This is a genomic window from Qipengyuania rhodophyticola (assembly GCF_042493225.1).
Classification (GTDB): Bacteria; Pseudomonadota; Alphaproteobacteria; order Sphingomonadales; family Sphingomonadaceae; genus Erythrobacter.
This window is the reverse complement of the sequence record NZ_CP170454.1, coordinates 921843-939977: the sequence shown is the minus strand read 5'-3', so window position 1 is coordinate 939977 and position 18135 is coordinate 921843. Positions and strand designations below refer to the sequence as shown.

Below are 18135 nucleotides of genomic sequence, written 5' to 3'. Positions count from 1 at the left end.
GTTTGCACGATCACTTCGCTTTCGCAAACCGGCTCACAAAATCGCCCACACCCTCCATATCCTCAAATCCGAATATATAGGCGATCTCGACCGTATCGGAAAAATCCAGCCCGCCTGCCTCAACCGCCGGATTGACATATTCAGCGACCGGATTGTGCAGCTCAGACAAACGCTTGGCCTCTGCCCAGATCGGACCGACGTCTCTATCGTCAAGCAAAGGCCCCCAATGCGAATTGTCATGGGTGTTAAAGGCAGGTGTGCCATTGCCAGCAAAATTGCCATCCTGAATACGGTGATAGGTGGTGTTATAGACCAGCGTATTCATAGCGTCGGGACTGGTCTGGCTTTCATTCCAATAGCTGTGCTGGACGATATGAATGCCGCGCCATTTGGCCTCCGGAAGCTTGCGAACCGCAGCTGCTGTGACATCCGACTGTCCCGCCTCGGCAACCCAGACTTTACCCCCGCGCTGAAGCGCTTTGCTCATCAGTCGGGCAAGCGCGTCGACGCTGGCTTCCCGGTCTTCATGCGCGTCGAGCCACTTATCTCCAAATGCCAGATTGAACAATTCGGCTGCGGGCAAATAGGTGCCAGCCTGGATGCCATAGGCGCCGGATGTGGCAATATAATCGACGCATGCAAAATCGGGGTGCTTCAAGACAGACCCCAGCCCCGCGACCGCTTGGAGATCATCAACATCCGGCTTGCTGTCGTAATTTGCGATCAGCACGTCGCGCGATGGATCGAACCGGCCAATCATGGGCGCATCGGCGCATTCAGCGAGTTTAGGAGCGGGCGCATCTTGCGCAAGCGCTGTGCATGCAGGCGTCAATAGCGCTGCGACCAGAACAGCGTGAAGAGGGAAAATACGAAACGATGATAAAATTGTCATCGTTGTCAATTCGCACAATTCACGCGTCTTTGCCAGTCTCTAAATGCTCCTGCCTGATGCTATCAGCGCTCAAATGTCAGTGAGAATGTGACCGGAACGACCGGAGTGATCGACGGCAGGCCGGCCAGCTCCTGAAGCTGTGCTAGCCCATCGAGCAGTTCAAGGGTTCGCGCTTCAACAATCACAGGATCAGTCGATGCGGCGATCACGCGGTCAGAGGCTGCACGCGTCACTCGGACCTCGCTTTGAAACGGCGCTTCAATGCCCTTGAGCGTGAGTGTACCCTCTAGTTCAGTTGTCGTGCTCTCGCCAACCGCCAGACCTGAGAAAGCGGCAGGGTCGATCTGCGCCGTTACACTTGCGGTAGGATTGTCGGCAACGACGAAGAAGACCTCACGCATCCGCTCATCACGGATATCCACCCCGGTGCTGACCGATGCGAGATCGATTGTGACCGTCGCCGCGCCTTCTGCACTCACAACGCCGGTTACCGTCTCGAACGAGTTGATCTCGGCAAGCTCACCTGCCTTGATCGAGACATAGCTGAGTGAGGAATTGGCAGGATCGAGTGTCCACGCGCTGTTGGTGACCGGCGGCGCGTCAGCAGGTGGCTGCGAACATGCGGCAAGAGTCGCAAGCAGAGCAAAGAGGGGAAGGCGCTGGGTCATTTTAGTGCTCTCTTCGATGGCGATTTCATTGGTTGGTCTTATTCACAAACGTATGAGTTCAGGTTGGGGTTCCGGCGACACGCAAGGCTCATTCCGTATCCGTTGAGGTCATAAAGGCAAGCTTGTTGCCGAATGGGTCGCGCGCATAGGCGGCGTAAATGTCAGGGCCATAAAGCGGGCGTGGGCCAGGTGCGCCCTCATCGGTGTCGCCATTGGCGAGTGCAGCGGCATGCGCGGCATCGACTTGCCCCGTACCAGCGGTGTGAAAGCCTGCGGTGTGGCCATTGCCGCCCGCGGCGGCTTCACCGTTTTGCGGTTTGGTGACCCACAGCTGAAACCCGTCGGGCATCATGTAGCTTCGAGTCATGCCTGGATAATCCGCTGCGACCTTGGTCTCCAGCGCGCTCATCACTGGATCGTAGAACGCAAATGAGACATCCAGATCATTGGAGCCCACGGTAAGATAGCATTTGGTCACAAAATCACTCCCACTCAATCGTGCCCGGCGGTTTGCTGGTGTAGTCATAAACCACGCGGTTGATTCCCTGAACCTCGTTGACGATGCGCGTCGCGCAGGCGGTGAGGAAGCTTGCATCAAACGGATAGACGTCCGCTGTCATCCCGTCCGTGCTGGTCACCGCGCGGAGGCCGCACACGCTATCATAGGTGCGGCTGTCGCCCATCACGCCGACCGTTTTGACGGGGAGTAGCACTGCAAATGCCTGCCAGATCGCGTCATATAGTCCGGCCTTGCGGATTTCATCGAGATAGATCGCATCAGCCTTCCGCAAGATGTCGCAGCGTTCCTTGGTGACTTCGCCGGGAATGCGGATCGCAAGGCCCGGGCCGGGGAACGGGTGCCGCCCAACGAACACGTCAGGTAGGCCCAGCTCGCGGCCCAAATCGCGCACTTCGTCCTTGAACAACTCGCGCAGCGGCTCAACCAGCTGCATATTCATGCGCTCGGGCAGGCCGCCAACATTGTGGTGACTCTTGATCGTTACGCTTGGCCCGCCAGTGAAGCTGACGCTTTCAATCACATCAGGATAGAGCGTGCCTTGCGCGAGGAAGTCCGCCCCGCCGATCTTCTTGGCTTCCGCCTCGAACAGGTCGATAAACGCCCCGCCGATGAATTTGCGCTTCTTCTCTGGGTCAGAGACGGCCGCGAGCCCGCCAAGGAATTGCTCCTCTGCGTCCACATGGACGAGCGGGATATTGTAATGATCGCGGAACAGGGTGACGACTTGCTCCGCCTCGTTCATGCGCATGAGGCCATGGTCCACGAACACACAGGTTAGCTGGTCGCCGATTGCCTCGTGAATGAGGACCGCGGCAACCGCGCTGTCCACTCCGCCGCTGAGGCCGCAAATGACTTTCCCGTCACCAACCTGCGCGCGGATTTCCTCAATCTTGGTCTTGCGGAACTCGGCCATGGTCCAGTCGCCCTTGAGGCCGCAAACATGGCGCACGAAATTAGCGAGCAATTTCCCGCCATCGGGTGTGTGGACGACCTCGGGGTGGAACTGCGTACCGTAAAACTTGCGCGCCTCATCGGCGATCACTGCGAACGGCGCGCCGTCGCTCGTCGCGACAATCTCAAAGCCGGGCGCAAATTTGGTGACTTTGTCTCCGTGGCTCATCCAGACCTGGTGCCGCTCGCCCTCGGCCCAAAGGCCATCGAACAAAGCACAGGGCTTTGTCACGGTCAGGAACGCACGGCCAAACTCGCCGCCTTCTCCGGTCTCGTGCCCGCGCCGAACTTCACCGCCGAGCTGGTGGCTCATCACTTGTTGGCCATAGCAAATGCCCAAGATCGGCACGCCTGCCTCGAACAAGATCTCCGGTGCGCGCGGGCTGCCTTCATCCGGCACGCCAGCAGGCGAGCCCGACAAGATGATCCCCTTGGGCTTCATCCGATGAAAGGCCTCTTCGGCCTGCGTGAAGGGAGCGATTTCGGAGTACACCCCCGCCTCGCGCACGCGGCGCGCGATCAGCTGGGTTACCTGGCTGCCAAAATCGACAATAAGAATTGAATCGGCCGAATGAAGGGGTGGTTGAGTGTCGTCCATAGAGAGGCGGTTAAGCAGCCACTCGCGCTGAGTCCAGAGGGCCGAGGAGACTGCGAACAAGCATCGCACTCAATCTTGCATATTTCTCAACTCGTTTTGGCATTATCGCACTTTAGTGCAGCAATGCTCAACACTATTTGATCATCAACAGCCGGGCAACACCTCTGACCTATTACCCTCTCCATCGTTCTGGGTGAGGTGCGGTCCGGTTAAACAGGAAAACTCGGTCCCCCAAGTACCAAGCTATCCTGGCCCTCCTTGCCACGGGCTCAAAGCCCCTAGCGCAAGGCGATATGGCAGCGAGTAGAGACGCGGCCGCCGATTCCCCCTCCCCCCCAATGAATCGGCGCCGTGTCTCGAACTCGTTTCTCTTTGAGCACAACCACTTACACCCCCGTGAGAGGCTTCTGTAACCATTTGCGCTAATCCCGCGAACAGCAATTCAACAACTCGTTCTTGAAAGGAAATTACAATGATCCGCACTATTTCGTCTCACGCTTTTGTTCTTATTGCCGCAGTCTCAACCAGCGGCGCGCTGCTGACACCTGCTCTAACAGCCTAAGCAATAGCCGGCGCGGGTTCGCGTTAATGACCTTGCGGGAAGCCCCCATTTCCGCAGAGAGCTTGGTTAGCCAGCCTAATCAGCCAGTCTATTCAGGCAACCCGCGCCGCACTGCTTCATCGCGCAGCTCAGTTTTGAGCAATTTGCCAATGTGACTGCGCGGCATCTCTTCGATTGCATGCAACAAAGCCAATCGCTGCGTCTTTCCCAGCCGCGCATTGACCGCTGCGAGAATCGCGGCAACATCGGCCTCATCATCCCGCAACCTGACAAAGCCAACCGGCGTCTCGCCCCACCGCTTTGACGGCACACCGATAACCGCGGCCTCGGCTACGCTATCCTCTTCAGTGAGCGCATCTTCCAAATCGACCGGATAGATGTTGAAGCCGCCGGAAATAATCATGTCTTTCGCGCGCCCAACGAGCTCGACAAAGCCATCGTCATCGACCCGGCCAATATCCCCCATCCGCTGCCAGGCGATGCCCGTCTCCGGGTCGGTCCAATAGCCTTCGCGGGTCTTATCTGGCTGGTTTTTATAACCTGCCATCATGGTTTGCGAGAGCCCGATAAGATTGCCCGCCTCGCCCGGGGCGACCGGATTGTCATCATCATCCAGCACCTTAAGCTCGCTGCCCGGTGCGGGGCGCCCCACGGTATGAAGCTTGTCCGGAAATTCGTGGCAGGCGAGCAAGCACACCACCCCGCCTTCAGTCATTGAATAAATCTCGATCAAGCCGCCGGGCATGCGCTGGAGAACCTCGGATTTGAGCTCAGCAGAAAACGGCGCGGAGGTGCAATATTTGAGCGCCAGCGATGACAGATCAAACTTTTCAAAATCTGCATAATCCATCAGGCGTTGATATTGCACGGGGACCAACATGGTCACATTAGTGCGATCTGATTGCGCATGATCAAGCCAGCGCGCGCAATCAAACTTGCCCATCACCCGCACGGTTCCGCCCGCAAGCAGCGGCGGCAGAAACGCAACCATCGTGGTGTTGGAATAGAGCGGTGTTGAGGCAAGCGAGCGAACCTCTAGGCCGCCCTCAAGATAAGAAGCAGCAGTCGAGGCAAATTGGCGCCAGCGCATCTGGTGCGAATGAACGATCCCCTTGGGCGTACCGGTAGTCCCGCTGGAATATATAATGTTGAACGGGTCGGAAGGCTGCGGCCTGAACTCTGGCGCACGCGCGCCTTCTGGCGCCATCCACCCCTCAAGCTCCTCATCCAGCATGATCTGCTCCATACTGGGGAAGCAGTCATCGCCAAGTTCATTAAGCTTGCGCCGATCGATAAAGATATGCCGCGCGCCGCTATCTGCTGCCATACCCTTCAATTGATCGGGAGAGGCGCTGGTCGTTAGCGGCGCAGCAACCCCTCCTGCCCGCACTGCAGCCAAAAACACAAGCGCATAATTACTGCTCGATGTCCCCAAAATTGCAACCGACTGCCCGCGCTCAAGCCCGGTTTCAATAAGCTTCGCGGCGATCCGCTCCACCCGATCATGAAGCTCGGCCCAACTTAAATCACCAGTATCATCCCGCAGCGCAAGAGCATCAGGCTGCGCCGCCGCATTGCCCGCCAGAACCGCTGAGAAATCGCCAAACTCGGCCCTTAAGATTTCTAGCATAAATCGCCTCTTCCACCTGTATTGATTGGCACATCTCTACCTACCAAAAGCCCATGGCGCAAAGCACTTTAGACGCCACAAGAGCGCGCATTATCTGCCTGTTAACCACAATCAGATAGTGGCTAGGCAAGGATGCCTTGGGTGAACTCACAGTATAAAGCCGTGCGCTGAGAAATGAGTAAGCTTGGTCACGGAGAGGAAGAAATATGAACGCGGTAGCTCATGATTTCACACCGGCGGATGTGCCATCTTCTGCGCCCGAAGAAGACGTGACTTGGCTTGAGCGCCAGAGTGTTGGAAGAAAGGTCCGCTGGGCAATCATAGGCAGCACGCTATTGCTCTGGCTGATCGTCGGCGCGCTCTTGGTAGGAAGTATCTATTTCACCAGTCAGGGCGAAAAGACGCGGCAAAACCAGTCAATCGACCTCAAAATCTCTCAAGCGAATGTGGAGATCACTAGAGCGCAATCCGATCTCGGAGATTTCATCAATGGCGCTGGAGGCCAAGCGCTGAGTGAAAGCCAAGAGCATTTCATCAAAGCGAGCGATTTGCTCACAGAAGCAATAGGACAAGAGGCAAGCCTTTCGTTCGAACTTCGCACGAGAGCTTTGGAACTGGAAGAGCAAGGAATTGAGAACAAGCAGCAAGTCTTGGCCCTCTCCGCGAACAACTCCGCAAGCGATACGGCGCGCAACGCCGCACGTGAGCTCCGCTCGGAGATGAAGCTCTTGGCAGAGCAGCTTTACGGCCTCTCAACTGGCATTTCTTCAGAAACTGAGCAGCAGACCGAAGAGCTGTTCGCGACAATTTTTAAAGCGGCGACTTTCTTTGGCCTACTAATAATCATCGTTCCAGCACTTGCGCTATGGTTTGGACATAAGGTTGTCCGAGACGTTTCTGGTATGATCGAGCAGGTCACTGAGGCATCAGAAGAGCTTGCGGCAGGCAATACGCAAACGAACATTCCTGGACGCCATCGCGAAGACGAAATTGGCGCATTGGCCCGTGCATTGGCAGTTTTCCGTGACACCACGCGGCGCGAGGCAGCGCACCAGAAGGACCTCGCTGAAGAGCGCAGCAAAGCACGAGAAGCGAGGGTAGAGACCCTTCGACGCGTCTCCGACGAATTCACTAAAAGTGTTGGTGAGGCAGTTGACGCTATGGCTTCAGACGTCGCCGCACTGTCGGAAAGTGCCACAGCGATGGCAGCTGGCACCCAACAGGCTAAGTCCTCCATCTCCAACTCAAATGATGCGATGGAAGAGACCTCCGTAGTGGTTTCTGCTGCGGCGGCCGCCAGCGACGAATTTTCGCTCTCAATCGAAGAGATCAGCAAACAGGCGAGCTATTCAGCAGAAATGGCGCGCGAGGCCGGGACTATCGCTTATGGGGCCAATGAGACGATTGATCACCTGTCTTTGCATGCAACAGAAATCGGTGAAATCGTCGAGCTGATCCAATCCATCGCTCAGCGAACAAACCTGCTCGCATTGAATGCCTCGATCGAGGCCGCGCGTGGCGGCGAAGCGGGCCGGGGCTTTGCGGTGGTGGCTTCAGAAGTCAAAGAGCTTGCGGCTCAAACGGGTGACGCGACGCAGCAGGTCGCAGCAAAAATTGCCGCGATCCAAGGCTCGACACAAAGTAGCGTTGCCGCGCTTCAAAATGTCGTCAGCCAGATTGAAAAGGTCGAAGGTTCTTCTGTCTCGATTGCCTCTGCGGTCGATCAGCAGGCTATGACCGGTAGAGATCTCGCACAGAACATCGATACCGCAGCGAGCAATTCTGACAGAATTTCCCGGTCCCTCGGCGAAGTTGAACATGCCGCGTCGATCGCCGGCAAATCGACAGACCGAATGCGCAAATCCGCAAGCGATCTCGAACGCCAAGCTTTGGCTCTCCAAGCTAAGGCGGCTGAATTTTTGGGCACGATCGGCAGCGCGACCGGCGATAGCGATCTGGGGGATAGCTCTCCTAAGGACATGGCGGCTTAAGCACATAGCGAAGGCTGGGACTAACCCCAGCTACTCTCTCTGCCGTCCACCTAAGTGGGCAACATCAGTCACGCATTGCGTCAAGTATCATCCGCAGTTTAGCCAAAAGAGGAAGCAGCTCTTCAAAGAGCTCTGCCGGCACTTCGCGGTCAAGCTCTGCCAGCGGCTCAGCCAAACGCTGAATGCAAGTATCCCGCATCGCGCGGCCCGCATCCGTTATCGAAACATGCTTCGCCCGCCCATCATCCGGCGCTGGAACAAGTGTGATGAGGCCAGACCGCTCCAGCCGCGCAAGTGTGTTCGACATGGTTGGGCGCGAAACTTGGAACGCCGAGGCGAGCTGAGCCGGGGTACTAAACTCATGCCCCAGCCGGACGAAATGGTTGAGAATTCCGAATTGTGCAATCGTCATATCGCGCGGTAAACTCTGCGTGAACGCATGACTTGCAAGCTGGTCAATGATGCCGATCTCATTGAAAACCTGATAGGAAATGGGTTCATTCGCGCTCATACAAGGCGAGACTGTAGCGGCCAACGCGGCGTCGGGCCAGTCTCTGGCCCATACCCAACGCGGGCGAGCATCTGAAGCCGCTCGCCCGGCATGACGCCAGTTAAGGCCTGAACTTCAGCAAACATGGGCTGGACCTCGGCATATTCCTGAAGGCTTTGGCTCATCGGATGCATCCCAAGGCCGAGCGCGGTCGCTTGCAAGTTTGCGCGGACATATTGACGGCCTGCCTCAAGCTGATCGAAGCGGGTGTTGGCCGGTGTTTTGATCCAGATCAGCGCTGGGATTGAGCCATATATTCTGCTCATCATCTTGACCCCTTGTTGGAATGCGCTGCTGGTTGGATCGGCTAATTCTTCGCGATTAATCATGCCAGCTAGCTTGCCAGCCTCAATCATCGGGCCATGCAGCTCTATGCCGTCTGGATTTGCGTCTACCTCTTCATGGCCAATCCGCATCAGCTCGACACTTTCCATATTGGCCGCAGGCGTGTTCATTTCGGTCTGGATGGCGGAGACAATCTCCGCTTGGAGCGCCGCGAGAGTATTGGGATCAAGCGTATATTCGCCTCCATCAGCGATCACTTGAGTCAGATCACCGGAGGATACTTGGCGCGTCAGATCATATTCTTCTTTGTTTGAGCGGCGCCTGATAATCTGCGCGTGCAAAGGGTCAGGCTCAAGATCAGGATCGCCGGTAAAAGTAAGCGCTGCAATGGGTCTTGCATCCAATGTCTGATCATCATGGCCTTCCGGAAAGGGCTCAATCTCCATAGCATAACCGCGCTTGGACGCTGCGATCCGCGCAGTTTCCAGGAACGCGCCGAAGCCGATTGTTATTTGCCGGTCGAAAGGGTCAGTGTCTGGGAGACGCCTGTCGAGATCGACACCAATAACCGCGCGGCGCTCGCCCTCCAATCGGATGGTCCATGGCTGCCGATTATGCGGATTGGGCGCAAGGATAGCATGGCGAAATGCGTCGAGGCGCGCGTCTTGCGGCGGAGTTGCATCTAGCTCCCAAGGGTCAAATGCAGTTTGCGGTAGCCGCGTGGCTCGCCAAACGCCGCCAACCGCAATTAGCCCAGCTCCGCCCAGCCCAACCGTCAGAATTCTCCGCCGCGACAACACGTTCATAACTCATCTCCGATTCTCAATGTAGTTAGCTAACTAATATTATATCGAATGCATGGTCAATGATTTTCGTGGCACTCCTTCGTCCAAGCCGCAGATCGGGTGGTTTAGCCGGTGGAAAAAGGCACTCTGAGGCCCCGCCACGCTTGGGAATCGGTTCGCAAGCGCCTATATAGTGAAGATGGACGAGAACACTCAAAACAACGCTGAAAACAGCTCACAGCCCGAAAAAATGCAGGGCGAATATGGCGCAGATTCGATCAAGGTTTTGAAAGGCCTTGATGCGGTGCGCAAACGCCCTGGCATGTATATCGGCGATACCGATGATGGCTCGGGCCTGCATCACATGGTGTTTGAAGTGTCGGACAATGCCATTGACGAGGCGCTAGCGGGGCACTGTGATCTCGTTTTGATCGAACTCAACCCCGACGGCAGCGTCTCGGTTGAAGACAATGGCCGCGGTATTCCGGTCGGCATGCACAAGGAAGAGGGCGTTTCCGCCGCCGAAGTCATCATGACTCAGTTGCACGCAGGCGGTAAGTTTGAAAACACCTCAGATGACAATGCTTACAAGGTCTCGGGCGGCCTGCACGGTGTGGGCGTGTCAGTGGTCAATGCGCTATCACAATGGCTTGAGCTGGAAATCTGGCGCGATGGCAAGACGCATTGGATGCGCTTTGAGGACGGCGAGGCGGTGGGTTCGCTCGAAATCAAAGGTGACGCGCCCAAGGTCGAGCAGAACCCTGATGAGAATGGCTTTAAGAAGGGCACGCGCGTGACCTTTATGGCGAGCCACGACACGTTCAAAAACGTCACGGAGTTTGATTTTGAAAAGCTCGAGCATCGCTACCGCGAACTAGCCTTCCTCAATTCCGGCGTGCGCATTTTGCTGCGCGACAGACGCGGCGAGGAAGCGGCCGAACATGATCTGTTTTACGAGGGCGGGATCGCTGCATTTGTGCGCTATCTCGACCGTAACAAGCAGGCGCTGCTGGCCGACCCGATCTCTGTGAGCGCAGAGAAAGAAGGCATTGGCATTGATGTCGCGCTGGAGTGGAACGACAGCTATTACGAGAACGTCCTCACCTTCACGAACAACATCCCGCAGCGCGATGGCGGCACACACCTTGCCGCATTCCGCGCGGCGCTGACCCGGACGCTCAACAATTATGCGGCCAGTTCCGGGCTGATGAAGAAAGAAAAAGTCAGCCTTTCAGGTGAGGACATGCGGGAAGGGCTGACCGCGATTGTCAGCGTGAAGCTGCCCGATCCGAAATTTAGCTCGCAGACAAAAGACAAGCTGGTCAGCTCCGAAGTGCGCCAACCGCTCGAAAGCCTGATGGGCGAGAAGATGACCGAGTGGCTGGAGGAAAATCCAGCAGAATCCAAAGCGATCATTCAGAAAGTCATCGATGCCGCCGCAGCTCGTGAAGCCGCTAAACGTGCGCGCGAGATGAGCCGCAAGGGCGCGATGAGTGTCGCCAGCCTGCCGGGCAAGCTGTCGGATTGCCGCGAGCGCGACCCGGCGAAGAGCGAGCTCTTTCTGGTGGAAGGCGATTCTGCGGGTGGATCTGCCAAAAACGGGCGAGACAGCCAATATCAAGCGATCCTGCCGCTGAAGGGTAAGATCCTAAATGTAGAGCGCGCGCGGTTTGACCGGATCATTTCGTCAAAAGAAGTCGGCACGCTGATCCAGGCGATGGGCACAGGCCTTCGCGATGAGTTTGATCTAGAAAAATTGCGGTATCACAAGGTCGTGATCATGACCGATGCTGATGTCGACGGCGCGCACATCCGTACGCTGCTGCTGACATTCTTCCATCGGCAAATGCCTGAAATCGTCAAAGCAGGGCACCTCTTCATCGCCCAGCCACCACTTTACAAAGTGGCCAAGGGACGCAGCGAAGTTTACTTAAAAGATCAGGCCGCCCTCGACCGCTATCTGGTTGAGGCGGGCTTGCAAGGCCGCGTGCTGGAGACTTCTGGCGGCGCACGCAGCGGCGCAGAATTGCGCGCACTGGTTGATCATGCCCTGCGCATTCGCAATCTGCTGGCCTTTGTTCCGCGCAAATATAACAGCGAAATCATCGAGCAAATGGCCCTGTCGGGCGCGCTTGACTCAAACCTTACGGCTCAGCAGCGCGAAGGCGCACTCGCCCTAGCGGCGCAGCGTCTGGCCGCTCATGATTCTGAAGCCCACTGGTCGGTCGAAACCGCCAGCAATGGAGCCATGCAATTTCACCGGCGTTGGCGCGGGGTGACCGATGTGCATGAGATTGAGCCTGCATTTTTCGACAGCGCGGAGGCGCGAAAGCTGCATTCGCTGACGTCCGAACACGCCGAAGTGTTCGCGCAGGCCGCACGTTTGGTGAGAGTGTCCGCAGCAGCCGATCCGCAAGATGAGAGCGACACTGGCAGCGCTGACGAAGATGGTGAAGACGTGGTCGAGACGATCACTGACGACACGATTTTCCGGCCGACCGAATTGCTCGGTAAAGTTCTGGCAGCGGGCAGTAAGGGCCTGTCTATCGCTCGCTACAAGGGTCTGGGCGAGATGAACCCTGAGCAATTGTGGGAGACGACGCTTGATCCGGATCACCGCAGCCTGCTCCAAGTGAAGGTCGAAGATGCGGATGTGACGGACGAGATCTTCACCCGCCTGATGGGCGATGTGGTCGAGCCGCGCCGCGAGTTCATTCAGGATAACGCTCTGAATGTCGCAAATCTCGATGTGTAGTGACGCCGCTGTCTTACTGCTATAGGTAGGTGCGATGCTAAGTTCGCCCGAGAAGCACACGCTCGAACAATCCAGCTTCTTCTTGTTGCTGGCCGTGGTCACGCTCATGCTCGCAGTGATTGTCTGGCCTTTCGCCAGTCCGATCCTGTGGTCCGCGCTCGCTGCGATTATGTTCCAGCCGCTCTTTCAGGGCGTTAAAGCACGCGTGGGCGGACGCACAAACCCTGCGGCCATTATATCGCTGCTGATCATCTTCTTCGCTGTGCTGCTGCCTGCCATGTTTATCGGCGGGTTGGTTGCTGAAGAAGCGGCCAGCGTGGTCATCGCCTTTCAGGAAGGGCGGATCGATATCGCCGCCTGGTTCGACACGGTTTACAACGCCCTACCCGCCAATATTCGCAGTGCCCTCGACAGTTCAGGCTGGACCAATATCTCGGTCGTGCAAGACCGCCTGCAAGAAATCATCGGCGAAAGCGCCGGACTGATCGCACAGCAAGCGGTGGCTGTGGGCGGCGGTGCGCTCGGCTTTTTCTTGTCCTTTGGCCTTGGCCTATATGTCACTTATTTTCTGCTACGCGATGGCAAGGCGATCAGCGAGACGGTGCTTTCCAGCCTGCCGGTAGAGCGCGATATTGCTGACCGGCTGGCCGACCGCTTCCTCTCGATTGTGCGCGCCACCATCAAAGGCTCTTTGGTTGTCGGCGTTGTACAAGGGGTTCTGGGCGCGACGACGTTCTGGATTGCCGGGATCCCGTCAGCAATTCTGTTCGGCGTGGTCATGGCGATCTTGTCGCTGTTACCCGCTGTCGGCACCGCCTTGGTATGGCTACCCGCCGCGATTTACCTGCTGGCAGTGGGCGAGATTTGGCAAGGGGTGTTTGTATTTGGATCGGGCGCGCTGATTATCGGCATGGCTGACAATGTCCTGCGCCCGATATTGGTCGGCCGCGATACCGGCATTCCCGACTGGATCATCCTGCTCACGACGCTTGGCGGGATTGCCGCGGTGGGCCTTTCTGGGGTGGTGCTTGGGCCGCTCGTCGCGGGACTATTTTTGGCGAGCTGGTCAATCCTGCGCGAGCAACGTGCGGACCGAGCTATGCTAACTTCAGATACGGATGAGAAAGAGGCCGAGGGACCGCCTCAAGAGCCCTCAAAGTGAGGTCCATGGTCGCCCCCGGCTCTCAAGCGGAGCAGGTCGGCAGGCTCATCTTGGCGGGCTTTCTGGTGATCGCGCTGCCGTCCTTGCCGCTTGGCAATTACCTCATTTACCCCTTCACCATCCTCACCACCTGGTTTCACGAAATGGGCCATGGGCTCACCGCGATGGCGCTTGGTTTCGATTTTCAAAGGCTGGTGATCTTATCAAATGGATCAGGCTATGCCGAAAGCCTGTATCCTGGTGATCCGGGAGCGTTGAAGCGCGCTGCTGTTGCTGCTGGCGGGCCGTTGGCCCCGGCAGTTTTCGGATCGCTGCTGATCTTGGCAAGCGCACGCCGCAAATTCTGGCGCCCGGCGCTGTATGCGCTGGCTGGATTGCTGATTCTCTCAGTCGTCATCTGGGTGCGCAGCTGGACGGGGCTGTCGGTCTTGCCGCTGGTTGCCTTGGCCCTGCTCGCGATTGCGCAGCGCGCAAGCAATTATTGGACGCGCTTCACCCTACAATTTCTTGGTGTGCTTGGTGCGCTCAGCATGTTCCAGCAATGGGATTACCTGTTTACCGAGCAAGCCCGCATTGGCGGGCAGACCATGCTATCGGATACCGGCGCGATCGAGGCGAGCTTGCTTTTGCCGCATTGGTTTTGGGCGCTGGCGATTATCGCTTTGGCCGGGCTTATGATTGGAGCAAGCTTGAAATACGCACTTTCTCATCAGCGATGAGGATGCGCGCCGCGCAGAGACACGTTAAGCAGCGCTAATCCCTGAGACGCCTTGGCATGTGCCAACCTCGCTCGAGAGACCCGCAAAAGCTGTATCGATAATAGCCGCCAGCTTCTCCTCGGCCAAACGCGGCTCAATGATCATCATCATTTGCGGTGAGGTATAGCAGCTCAGCATCTGGTTGATCAGCGACAGGGTCTGGCCAATCTCCAAACCTCCGAAATAGCCCTCGTCCTGGGCCTGCGCGATCAATTCTGACAAATAGTGATCAGCCAAATCGATATAGCCGCGCACTTGCTCAAATCGCTCGGTGCCCAGCTCACAATATAGCGCAAACAGGGCCGGATCCTTGAGGTAACGCGCGCGCTCTTTCACAAAACGCTGAGCGAAGAACTCGTAAAATTTGCGCTGGATCGGTAGATTTGAAGCGACCGCCTGCTCCATGATTTGAACGTCATCAGCATACCACAGCTCAACAATCGCATCGAAGAGATCATCGGCCTCCGGGAATATCGCCTCAACCCGAGCACGCGACAAACCCGCCTCGCTAGCGAGCAGAGTCCGGTCAATCTCCTTGCCATCGCGTTCGACCAGCTTCATCGCCAGAACAGTGAGTTCTTCCCTCAACGCTTTTGTATCTGCGGCGGTCACGCGCGCCTCCCAGCTTCTTTGACGACACTAGGCGAGGTAAGTATGCGAGCGGCCCGATTAAAGACGTGAGCCGGAAATAATTCGCCCTACGTCAAATAACTCGCCCCGAGTCAGAACTCGTTCTTGCCCGCAATGATATCGCGCGCCTGCTGCTCCAAAACCTTGTACCGTTCAAGATCCGGTATTTTCGAACGAAACCACTGCGCTATCTTGAGCAGATCCTCGCCGTAATTCCCGCTGGGTATGATTGGCTGACTAAAACCAATAGTGCGCTTGGCATTGTCGGCATAGGCAAGCACGATGGGCACACCCGCCGCCTTGGCAATATTGTAAAAGCCCGATTTCCACTTGCCATCGGACTTGCGCGTGCCCTCACACGCCATCACCAGGTTGAGCTCGGTCCGCTTTGCAAATTCTTCCTTCAGCTGCTGGATTGTCCCGCCCGCTTTGCTGCGATCAACACCAATACCGCCCATGTCGAGCATGAAATTTCGCATCATGCCCTGGAACAGCGTGTGCTTGCCCATGAAGTTGGGCTGCACTTTCTCTTCCTTCGTGGCTCCGGCAAAAAACACGAAGTCCCAGTTCGAGGTGTGCGGCGCGCCCGCAATCACGCATTTCTTCACTTCCGTCGGAAAACGCTCGACGATTGTCCAGCCCCTCTGCCAATAGAAGAACAGGATGATCCGGTTCGCTATCCGCGACAATAAAGTGACATTGCGAGTTTCGTTATGCTGCAAAGCGTTATCTCCCCATGCACTATGTGCGTCGTGGGGAGTAGTTACGCAAGGGAAACAGCGATGGCTTCAAACATCACATCCTGAACACACCGAAGTTGGGGCGTTCTGGTATTGGCGCTTCCAAAGTCGCCGCAAAGGCCAGCCCCAGCACATCACGCGTTTGGACGGGGTCGATCACGCCGTCATCCCATAGCCGCGCGGTCGCGTAATAGGGGTTGCCTTCGTCTTCGTATTTCTGGCGGATTGGGGACTTGAATGCCTCGGCTTCTTCTTCGCTCCAGCTGTCCGCGTCGCGGTGGACCGTCGCTAGGACAGATGCGGCCTGCTCGCCGCCCATCACACTAATCCGCGCATTGGGCCATGTGAACAGGAAGCGCGGGGAGTAAGCCCGCCCGCACATGCCATAATTGCCTGCCCCAAATGATCCGCCGATCACCACGGTGATCTTGGGCACCGTCGCGGTCGCAACCGCCGTCACCAGCTTGGCGCCGTGTTTCGCAATGCCTTCCGCCTCATATTTTCCGCCGACCATAAAGCCGGAGATATTCTGCAAGAACAGCAGAGGGATGCGGCGTTGCTGCGCCAGTTCAATAAAGTGCGCACCCTTTTGCGCGCTTTCTGAAAACAGCACGCCATTATTGGCGAGGATCGCGACCGGCATGCCCCATATATGGGCGAAACCGCACACAAGCGTGCTGCCATATTGCGCTTTGAATTCGTGGAACTCACTGCCGTCGACGAGCCGCGCGATCACTTCTTTGACATCGTAAGGCGCGCGAACATCCTCGGGCACCAGCGCATACAGATCATCGGCGTCGAATTTCGGCGGGCGCGGGTCTTTGGTCGCAATATTCGCCGCCACGCCGGTATTCTCGCCCAGATGCGAGACGATATCGCGCACTATCGTCAACGCATGCTCGTCATTCTCCGCGAGGTGATCAACCACGCCCGATTTCTTGGCGTGCAGATCGCCGCCGCCCAGATCCTCTGCGCTGATTTCCTCACCCGTCGCGGCCTTTACCAAGGGAGGACCAGCAAGGAAGATCGTGCCCTGACCCCGCACAATCACCGTCTCGTCTGACATGGCAGGCACATAGGCCCCGCCCGCGGTGCAGCTGCCCATGACGCAGGCGATTTGCGGGATGCCGAGCGCGCTCATGTTGGCTTGGTTGAAGAAGATACGGCCAAAGTGATCGCGGTCAGGGAATACCTCGGCCTGATGCGGCAAATTCGCGCCGCCTGAATCGACCAGATAGATGCAGGGCAAACGGTTCTCCTGCGCGATTTCCTGCGCGCGCAAATGCTTTTTGACTGTCATCGGATAATAGGTGCCGCCCTTAACAGTCGCATCGTTGCACACGATCATCACCTGACGGCCCGAAACGCGGCCAATCCCGGCAATCAGCGAAGCACCGTTGATGTCGCCTTCATACATGCCGTTGGCGGCGAGTTGTCCGATCTCGAGGAAGGGCGATCCGGGATCGAGCAGACGTTCCACCCGTTCTCGCGGAAGCAGCTTTCCGCGCCCTGTGTGCCGCTCTCTGCTCCGCTCTGGGCCGCCTAGGCTCGTTTCAGCAACAATAGCGCGCAGGTCCTCGGCGAGGCCTCTATTGTGCTCCGCCCGTGCCTTTGCGTCAGGCGCTTCGCGGTCGAGTTTAGAGGTCAGGACGGGTGCGGTCATTGTGCTTCCTCCAGGCTCAGCCAGAGGCGCAGCAAGTGACGGGCCTTTCCGCCTTCGGCCCAATCCTCATAGGCTGTTCGGGAATGGACAGTGAAGTGATTGGAAATGAATTGCATGTCTCCCGCTTTCAGCTCCATGTCGAGATGAAACTCGGAATCCATGGCCAATGCCTCGTAGCGATCGAGCAGCGTTTTGCCCGCATCGTCTATCGGCGGAATACCATCATGTTGGTAGGCTGATCGGAAATATTCTGAGTGCCAGAAAGTCCTGAGGACACCGCCCGAATAGCAAGCGGGCTGAATGGGAAACACGGGCGATTCTTCCGCTGAGTGCTCACCTCTGCGGTCGAGCAAAACGGGCTCAAAAAGCCTTGCGGACAGTTCCGGCTCATCTCGTTGCAGCCGGTTGAAGATAGAAATTGAGGAAGCGATGCGGCTCTCGCCGCCCTTCTTCGCCGGATGCAGGCACAAGAGCCCAACAACGTCCGCTGCATCGCAGTGGAAAGCGATGTCACCTGCGGTCCGGTAACGGCGAACATTGGGATCTGCGCTCTCTTCACCGTAGTCGCGGACGTGACCGAGCAATTCGCCTTGCGGGTTTTGTGCTCCCGGCACGCCTAGATGATGGCCAAGAGCCCAGTAAGCGCGCGAGGATTGCACCTCACCCCATCGTTCGACTGGTAGCCCCGTCACCAGCACAAATCCGCGACCGTCGTGCAGAATCGCTTTCCAGTCCTTAATTCGTTCGCTGAGACCAGTCAGGGGAAAGCTGGAGCGCGAAATCTCCTCTATCGGAAGAGCTGCACTTGCTTCGAGTGCTGCCTCAAGCTCGGCAATATCGGCATCGCTCAGCGCGTATTGCCAGCATTCTGGCGCCTCGCGCATGGCTTGAGCGTCCCAAGCAGCCGGATGGTCGATAGGCTCTTTGGGAACACTATCATGGCTGCGCATCATGTAGTGGAACGCCTGAGCGCGGAAGGCGCGGAACTGAGCCAT

At 57.2% G+C, this 18135-nt stretch carries 15 protein-coding genes; 4 read left to right on the top strand and 11 right to left on the bottom strand.

The window, feature by feature from the left end; all coding sequences use genetic code 11:
* Window positions 1–10: 10 nt before the first annotated feature.
* The 5 genes from ACFCXQ_RS04425 to ACFCXQ_RS04405 form a co-directional block, all read right to left on the bottom strand.
* Window positions 11–892: a hypothetical protein gene (locus ACFCXQ_RS04425; RefSeq protein ID WP_379553466.1), complete on the bottom strand. Its 882-nt coding sequence runs from the start codon at window positions 890–892 to the stop codon at window positions 11–13.
* A gap of 62 nt (window positions 893–954) precedes the next feature.
* A complete protein-coding gene (locus ACFCXQ_RS04420; protein ID WP_379553464.1) occupies window positions 955–1560 on the bottom strand; it encodes a YceI family protein in 606 nt (201 codons plus the stop codon).
* Window positions 1561–1648: 88 nt separating this feature from the next.
* Window positions 1649–2038, bottom strand: a complete 390-nt coding sequence (locus tag ACFCXQ_RS04415; RefSeq protein ID WP_379553462.1) for a VOC family protein — start codon at window positions 2036–2038, stop codon at window positions 1649–1651.
* A 4-nt stretch (window positions 2039–2042) separates the two neighbouring features.
* Complete coding sequence (guaA, locus tag ACFCXQ_RS04410) at window positions 2043–3629, bottom strand: glutamine-hydrolyzing GMP synthase (RefSeq protein ID WP_379553460.1); 1587 nt, start codon at window positions 3627–3629, stop codon at window positions 2043–2045.
* A gap of 650 nt (window positions 3630–4279) precedes the next feature.
* Window positions 4280–5821, bottom strand: a complete 1542-nt coding sequence (locus ACFCXQ_RS04405; protein ID WP_379553459.1) for a class I adenylate-forming enzyme family protein — start codon at window positions 5819–5821, stop codon at window positions 4280–4282.
* A 206-nt stretch (window positions 5822–6027) separates the two neighbouring features.
* On the opposite strand from ACFCXQ_RS04405, the gene ACFCXQ_RS04400 reads away from it, so the two are divergent.
* Window positions 6028–7812: a methyl-accepting chemotaxis protein gene (locus ACFCXQ_RS04400; protein ID WP_379553457.1), complete on the top strand. Its 1785-nt coding sequence runs from the start codon at window positions 6028–6030 to the stop codon at window positions 7810–7812.
* Window positions 7813–7876: 64 nt separating this feature from the next.
* Here the strand turns inward: ACFCXQ_RS04400 and ACFCXQ_RS04395 are convergent, their stop codons facing one another.
* Window positions 7877–8323 (bottom strand): MarR family winged helix-turn-helix transcriptional regulator, encoded by a 447-nt coding sequence (locus tag ACFCXQ_RS04395; RefSeq protein WP_379553455.1) that lies wholly within the window; start codon window positions 8321–8323, stop codon window positions 7877–7879.
* A complete protein-coding gene (locus ACFCXQ_RS04390) occupies window positions 8320–9453 on the bottom strand; it encodes an Acg family FMN-binding oxidoreductase (RefSeq protein ID WP_379553453.1) in 1134 nt (377 codons plus the stop codon). The genes ACFCXQ_RS04395 and ACFCXQ_RS04390 overlap by 4 nt, the downstream gene beginning before the upstream one ends.
* 178 nt (window positions 9454–9631) lie before the next feature.
* Here ACFCXQ_RS04390 and gyrB point away from each other — a divergent pair, with 178 nt between their 5' ends.
* From gyrB to ACFCXQ_RS04375, 3 genes are read left to right on the top strand one after another with little or no spacing between them, the layout of a single operon-like run.
* Window positions 9632–12187, top strand: a complete 2556-nt coding sequence (gene gyrB / locus ACFCXQ_RS04385; protein WP_379553451.1) for a DNA topoisomerase (ATP-hydrolyzing) subunit B — start codon at window positions 9632–9634, stop codon at window positions 12185–12187.
* A gap of 34 nt (window positions 12188–12221) precedes the next feature.
* Window positions 12222–13349, top strand: coding sequence for an AI-2E family transporter (locus tag ACFCXQ_RS04380; protein ID WP_379553449.1), 1128 nt, complete (start codon window positions 12222–12224; stop codon window positions 13347–13349).
* A gap of 5 nt (window positions 13350–13354) precedes the next feature.
* The gene (locus ACFCXQ_RS04375; RefSeq protein WP_379553447.1) at window positions 13355–14068 is read left to right on the top strand and encodes a M50 family metallopeptidase; all 714 of its coding nucleotides are present in this window, start codon (window positions 13355–13357) and stop codon (window positions 14066–14068) included.
* A gap of 24 nt (window positions 14069–14092) precedes the next feature.
* On the opposite strand, the gene ACFCXQ_RS04370 is transcribed toward ACFCXQ_RS04375, so the two are convergent.
* The 4 genes from ACFCXQ_RS04370 to ACFCXQ_RS04355 form a co-directional block, all read right to left on the bottom strand.
* Window positions 14093–14719 carry a hypothetical protein gene (locus ACFCXQ_RS04370; protein WP_379553445.1) on the bottom strand — a complete coding sequence of 209 codons (627 nt, stop codon included), beginning with the start codon at window positions 14717–14719 and terminating at the stop codon, window positions 14093–14095.
* A 110-nt stretch (window positions 14720–14829) separates the two neighbouring features.
* On the bottom strand, window positions 14830–15459 hold the full coding sequence (locus tag ACFCXQ_RS04365) for a lysophospholipid acyltransferase family protein (RefSeq protein WP_379553443.1): 630 nt from the start codon (window positions 15457–15459) through the stop codon (window positions 14830–14832).
* Window positions 15460–15532: 73 nt separating this feature from the next.
* Window positions 15533–17140, bottom strand: a complete 1608-nt coding sequence (locus ACFCXQ_RS04360) for a carboxyl transferase domain-containing protein (protein WP_379553441.1) — start codon at window positions 17138–17140, stop codon at window positions 15533–15535.
* Window positions 17137–18135, bottom strand: coding sequence for a TauD/TfdA family dioxygenase (locus tag ACFCXQ_RS04355; RefSeq protein WP_379553439.1), 999 nt, complete (start codon window positions 18133–18135; stop codon window positions 17137–17139). The genes ACFCXQ_RS04360 and ACFCXQ_RS04355 overlap by 4 nt, the downstream gene beginning before the upstream one ends.

Excerpts from the sequence above, each read along its gene's own strand:
- ACFCXQ_RS04425 (WP_379553466.1), bottom strand. The coding sequence starts at position 892 with ATGACAATTTTATCATCGTTTCGTATTTTCCCTCTTCACGCTGTTCTG.
- ACFCXQ_RS04420 (WP_379553464.1), bottom strand. The coding sequence starts at position 1,560 with ATGACCCAGCGCCTTCCCCTCTTTGCTCTGCTTGCGACTCTTGCCGCA.
- guaA (WP_379553460.1), bottom strand. The coding sequence starts at position 3,629 with ATGGACGACACTCAACCACCCCTTCATTCGGCCGATTCAATTCTTATT.
- ACFCXQ_RS04405 (WP_379553459.1), bottom strand. The coding sequence starts at position 5,821 with ATGCTAGAAATCTTAAGGGCCGAGTTTGGCGATTTCTCAGCGGTTCTG.
- ACFCXQ_RS04400 (WP_379553457.1), top strand. The coding sequence starts at position 6,028 with ATGAACGCGGTAGCTCATGATTTCACACCGGCGGATGTGCCATCTTCT.
- ACFCXQ_RS04395 (WP_379553455.1), bottom strand. The coding sequence starts at position 8,323 with ATGAGCGCGAATGAACCCATTTCCTATCAGGTTTTCAATGAGATCGGC.
- ACFCXQ_RS04390 (WP_379553453.1), bottom strand. The coding sequence starts at position 9,453 with ATGAACGTGTTGTCGCGGCGGAGAATTCTGACGGTTGGGCTGGGCGGA.
- gyrB (WP_379553451.1), top strand. The coding sequence starts at position 9,632 with ATGGACGAGAACACTCAAAACAACGCTGAAAACAGCTCACAGCCCGAA.
- ACFCXQ_RS04380 (WP_379553449.1), top strand. The coding sequence starts at position 12,222 with ATGCTAAGTTCGCCCGAGAAGCACACGCTCGAACAATCCAGCTTCTTC.
- ACFCXQ_RS04375 (WP_379553447.1), top strand. The coding sequence starts at position 13,355 with ATGGTCGCCCCCGGCTCTCAAGCGGAGCAGGTCGGCAGGCTCATCTTG.
- ACFCXQ_RS04360 (WP_379553441.1), bottom strand. The coding sequence starts at position 17,140 with ATGACCGCACCCGTCCTGACCTCTAAACTCGACCGCGAAGCGCCTGAC.
- ACFCXQ_RS04355 (WP_379553439.1), bottom strand. The coding sequence starts at position 18,135 with ATGGCTCAGTTCCGCGCCTTCCGCGCTCAGGCGTTCCACTACATGATG.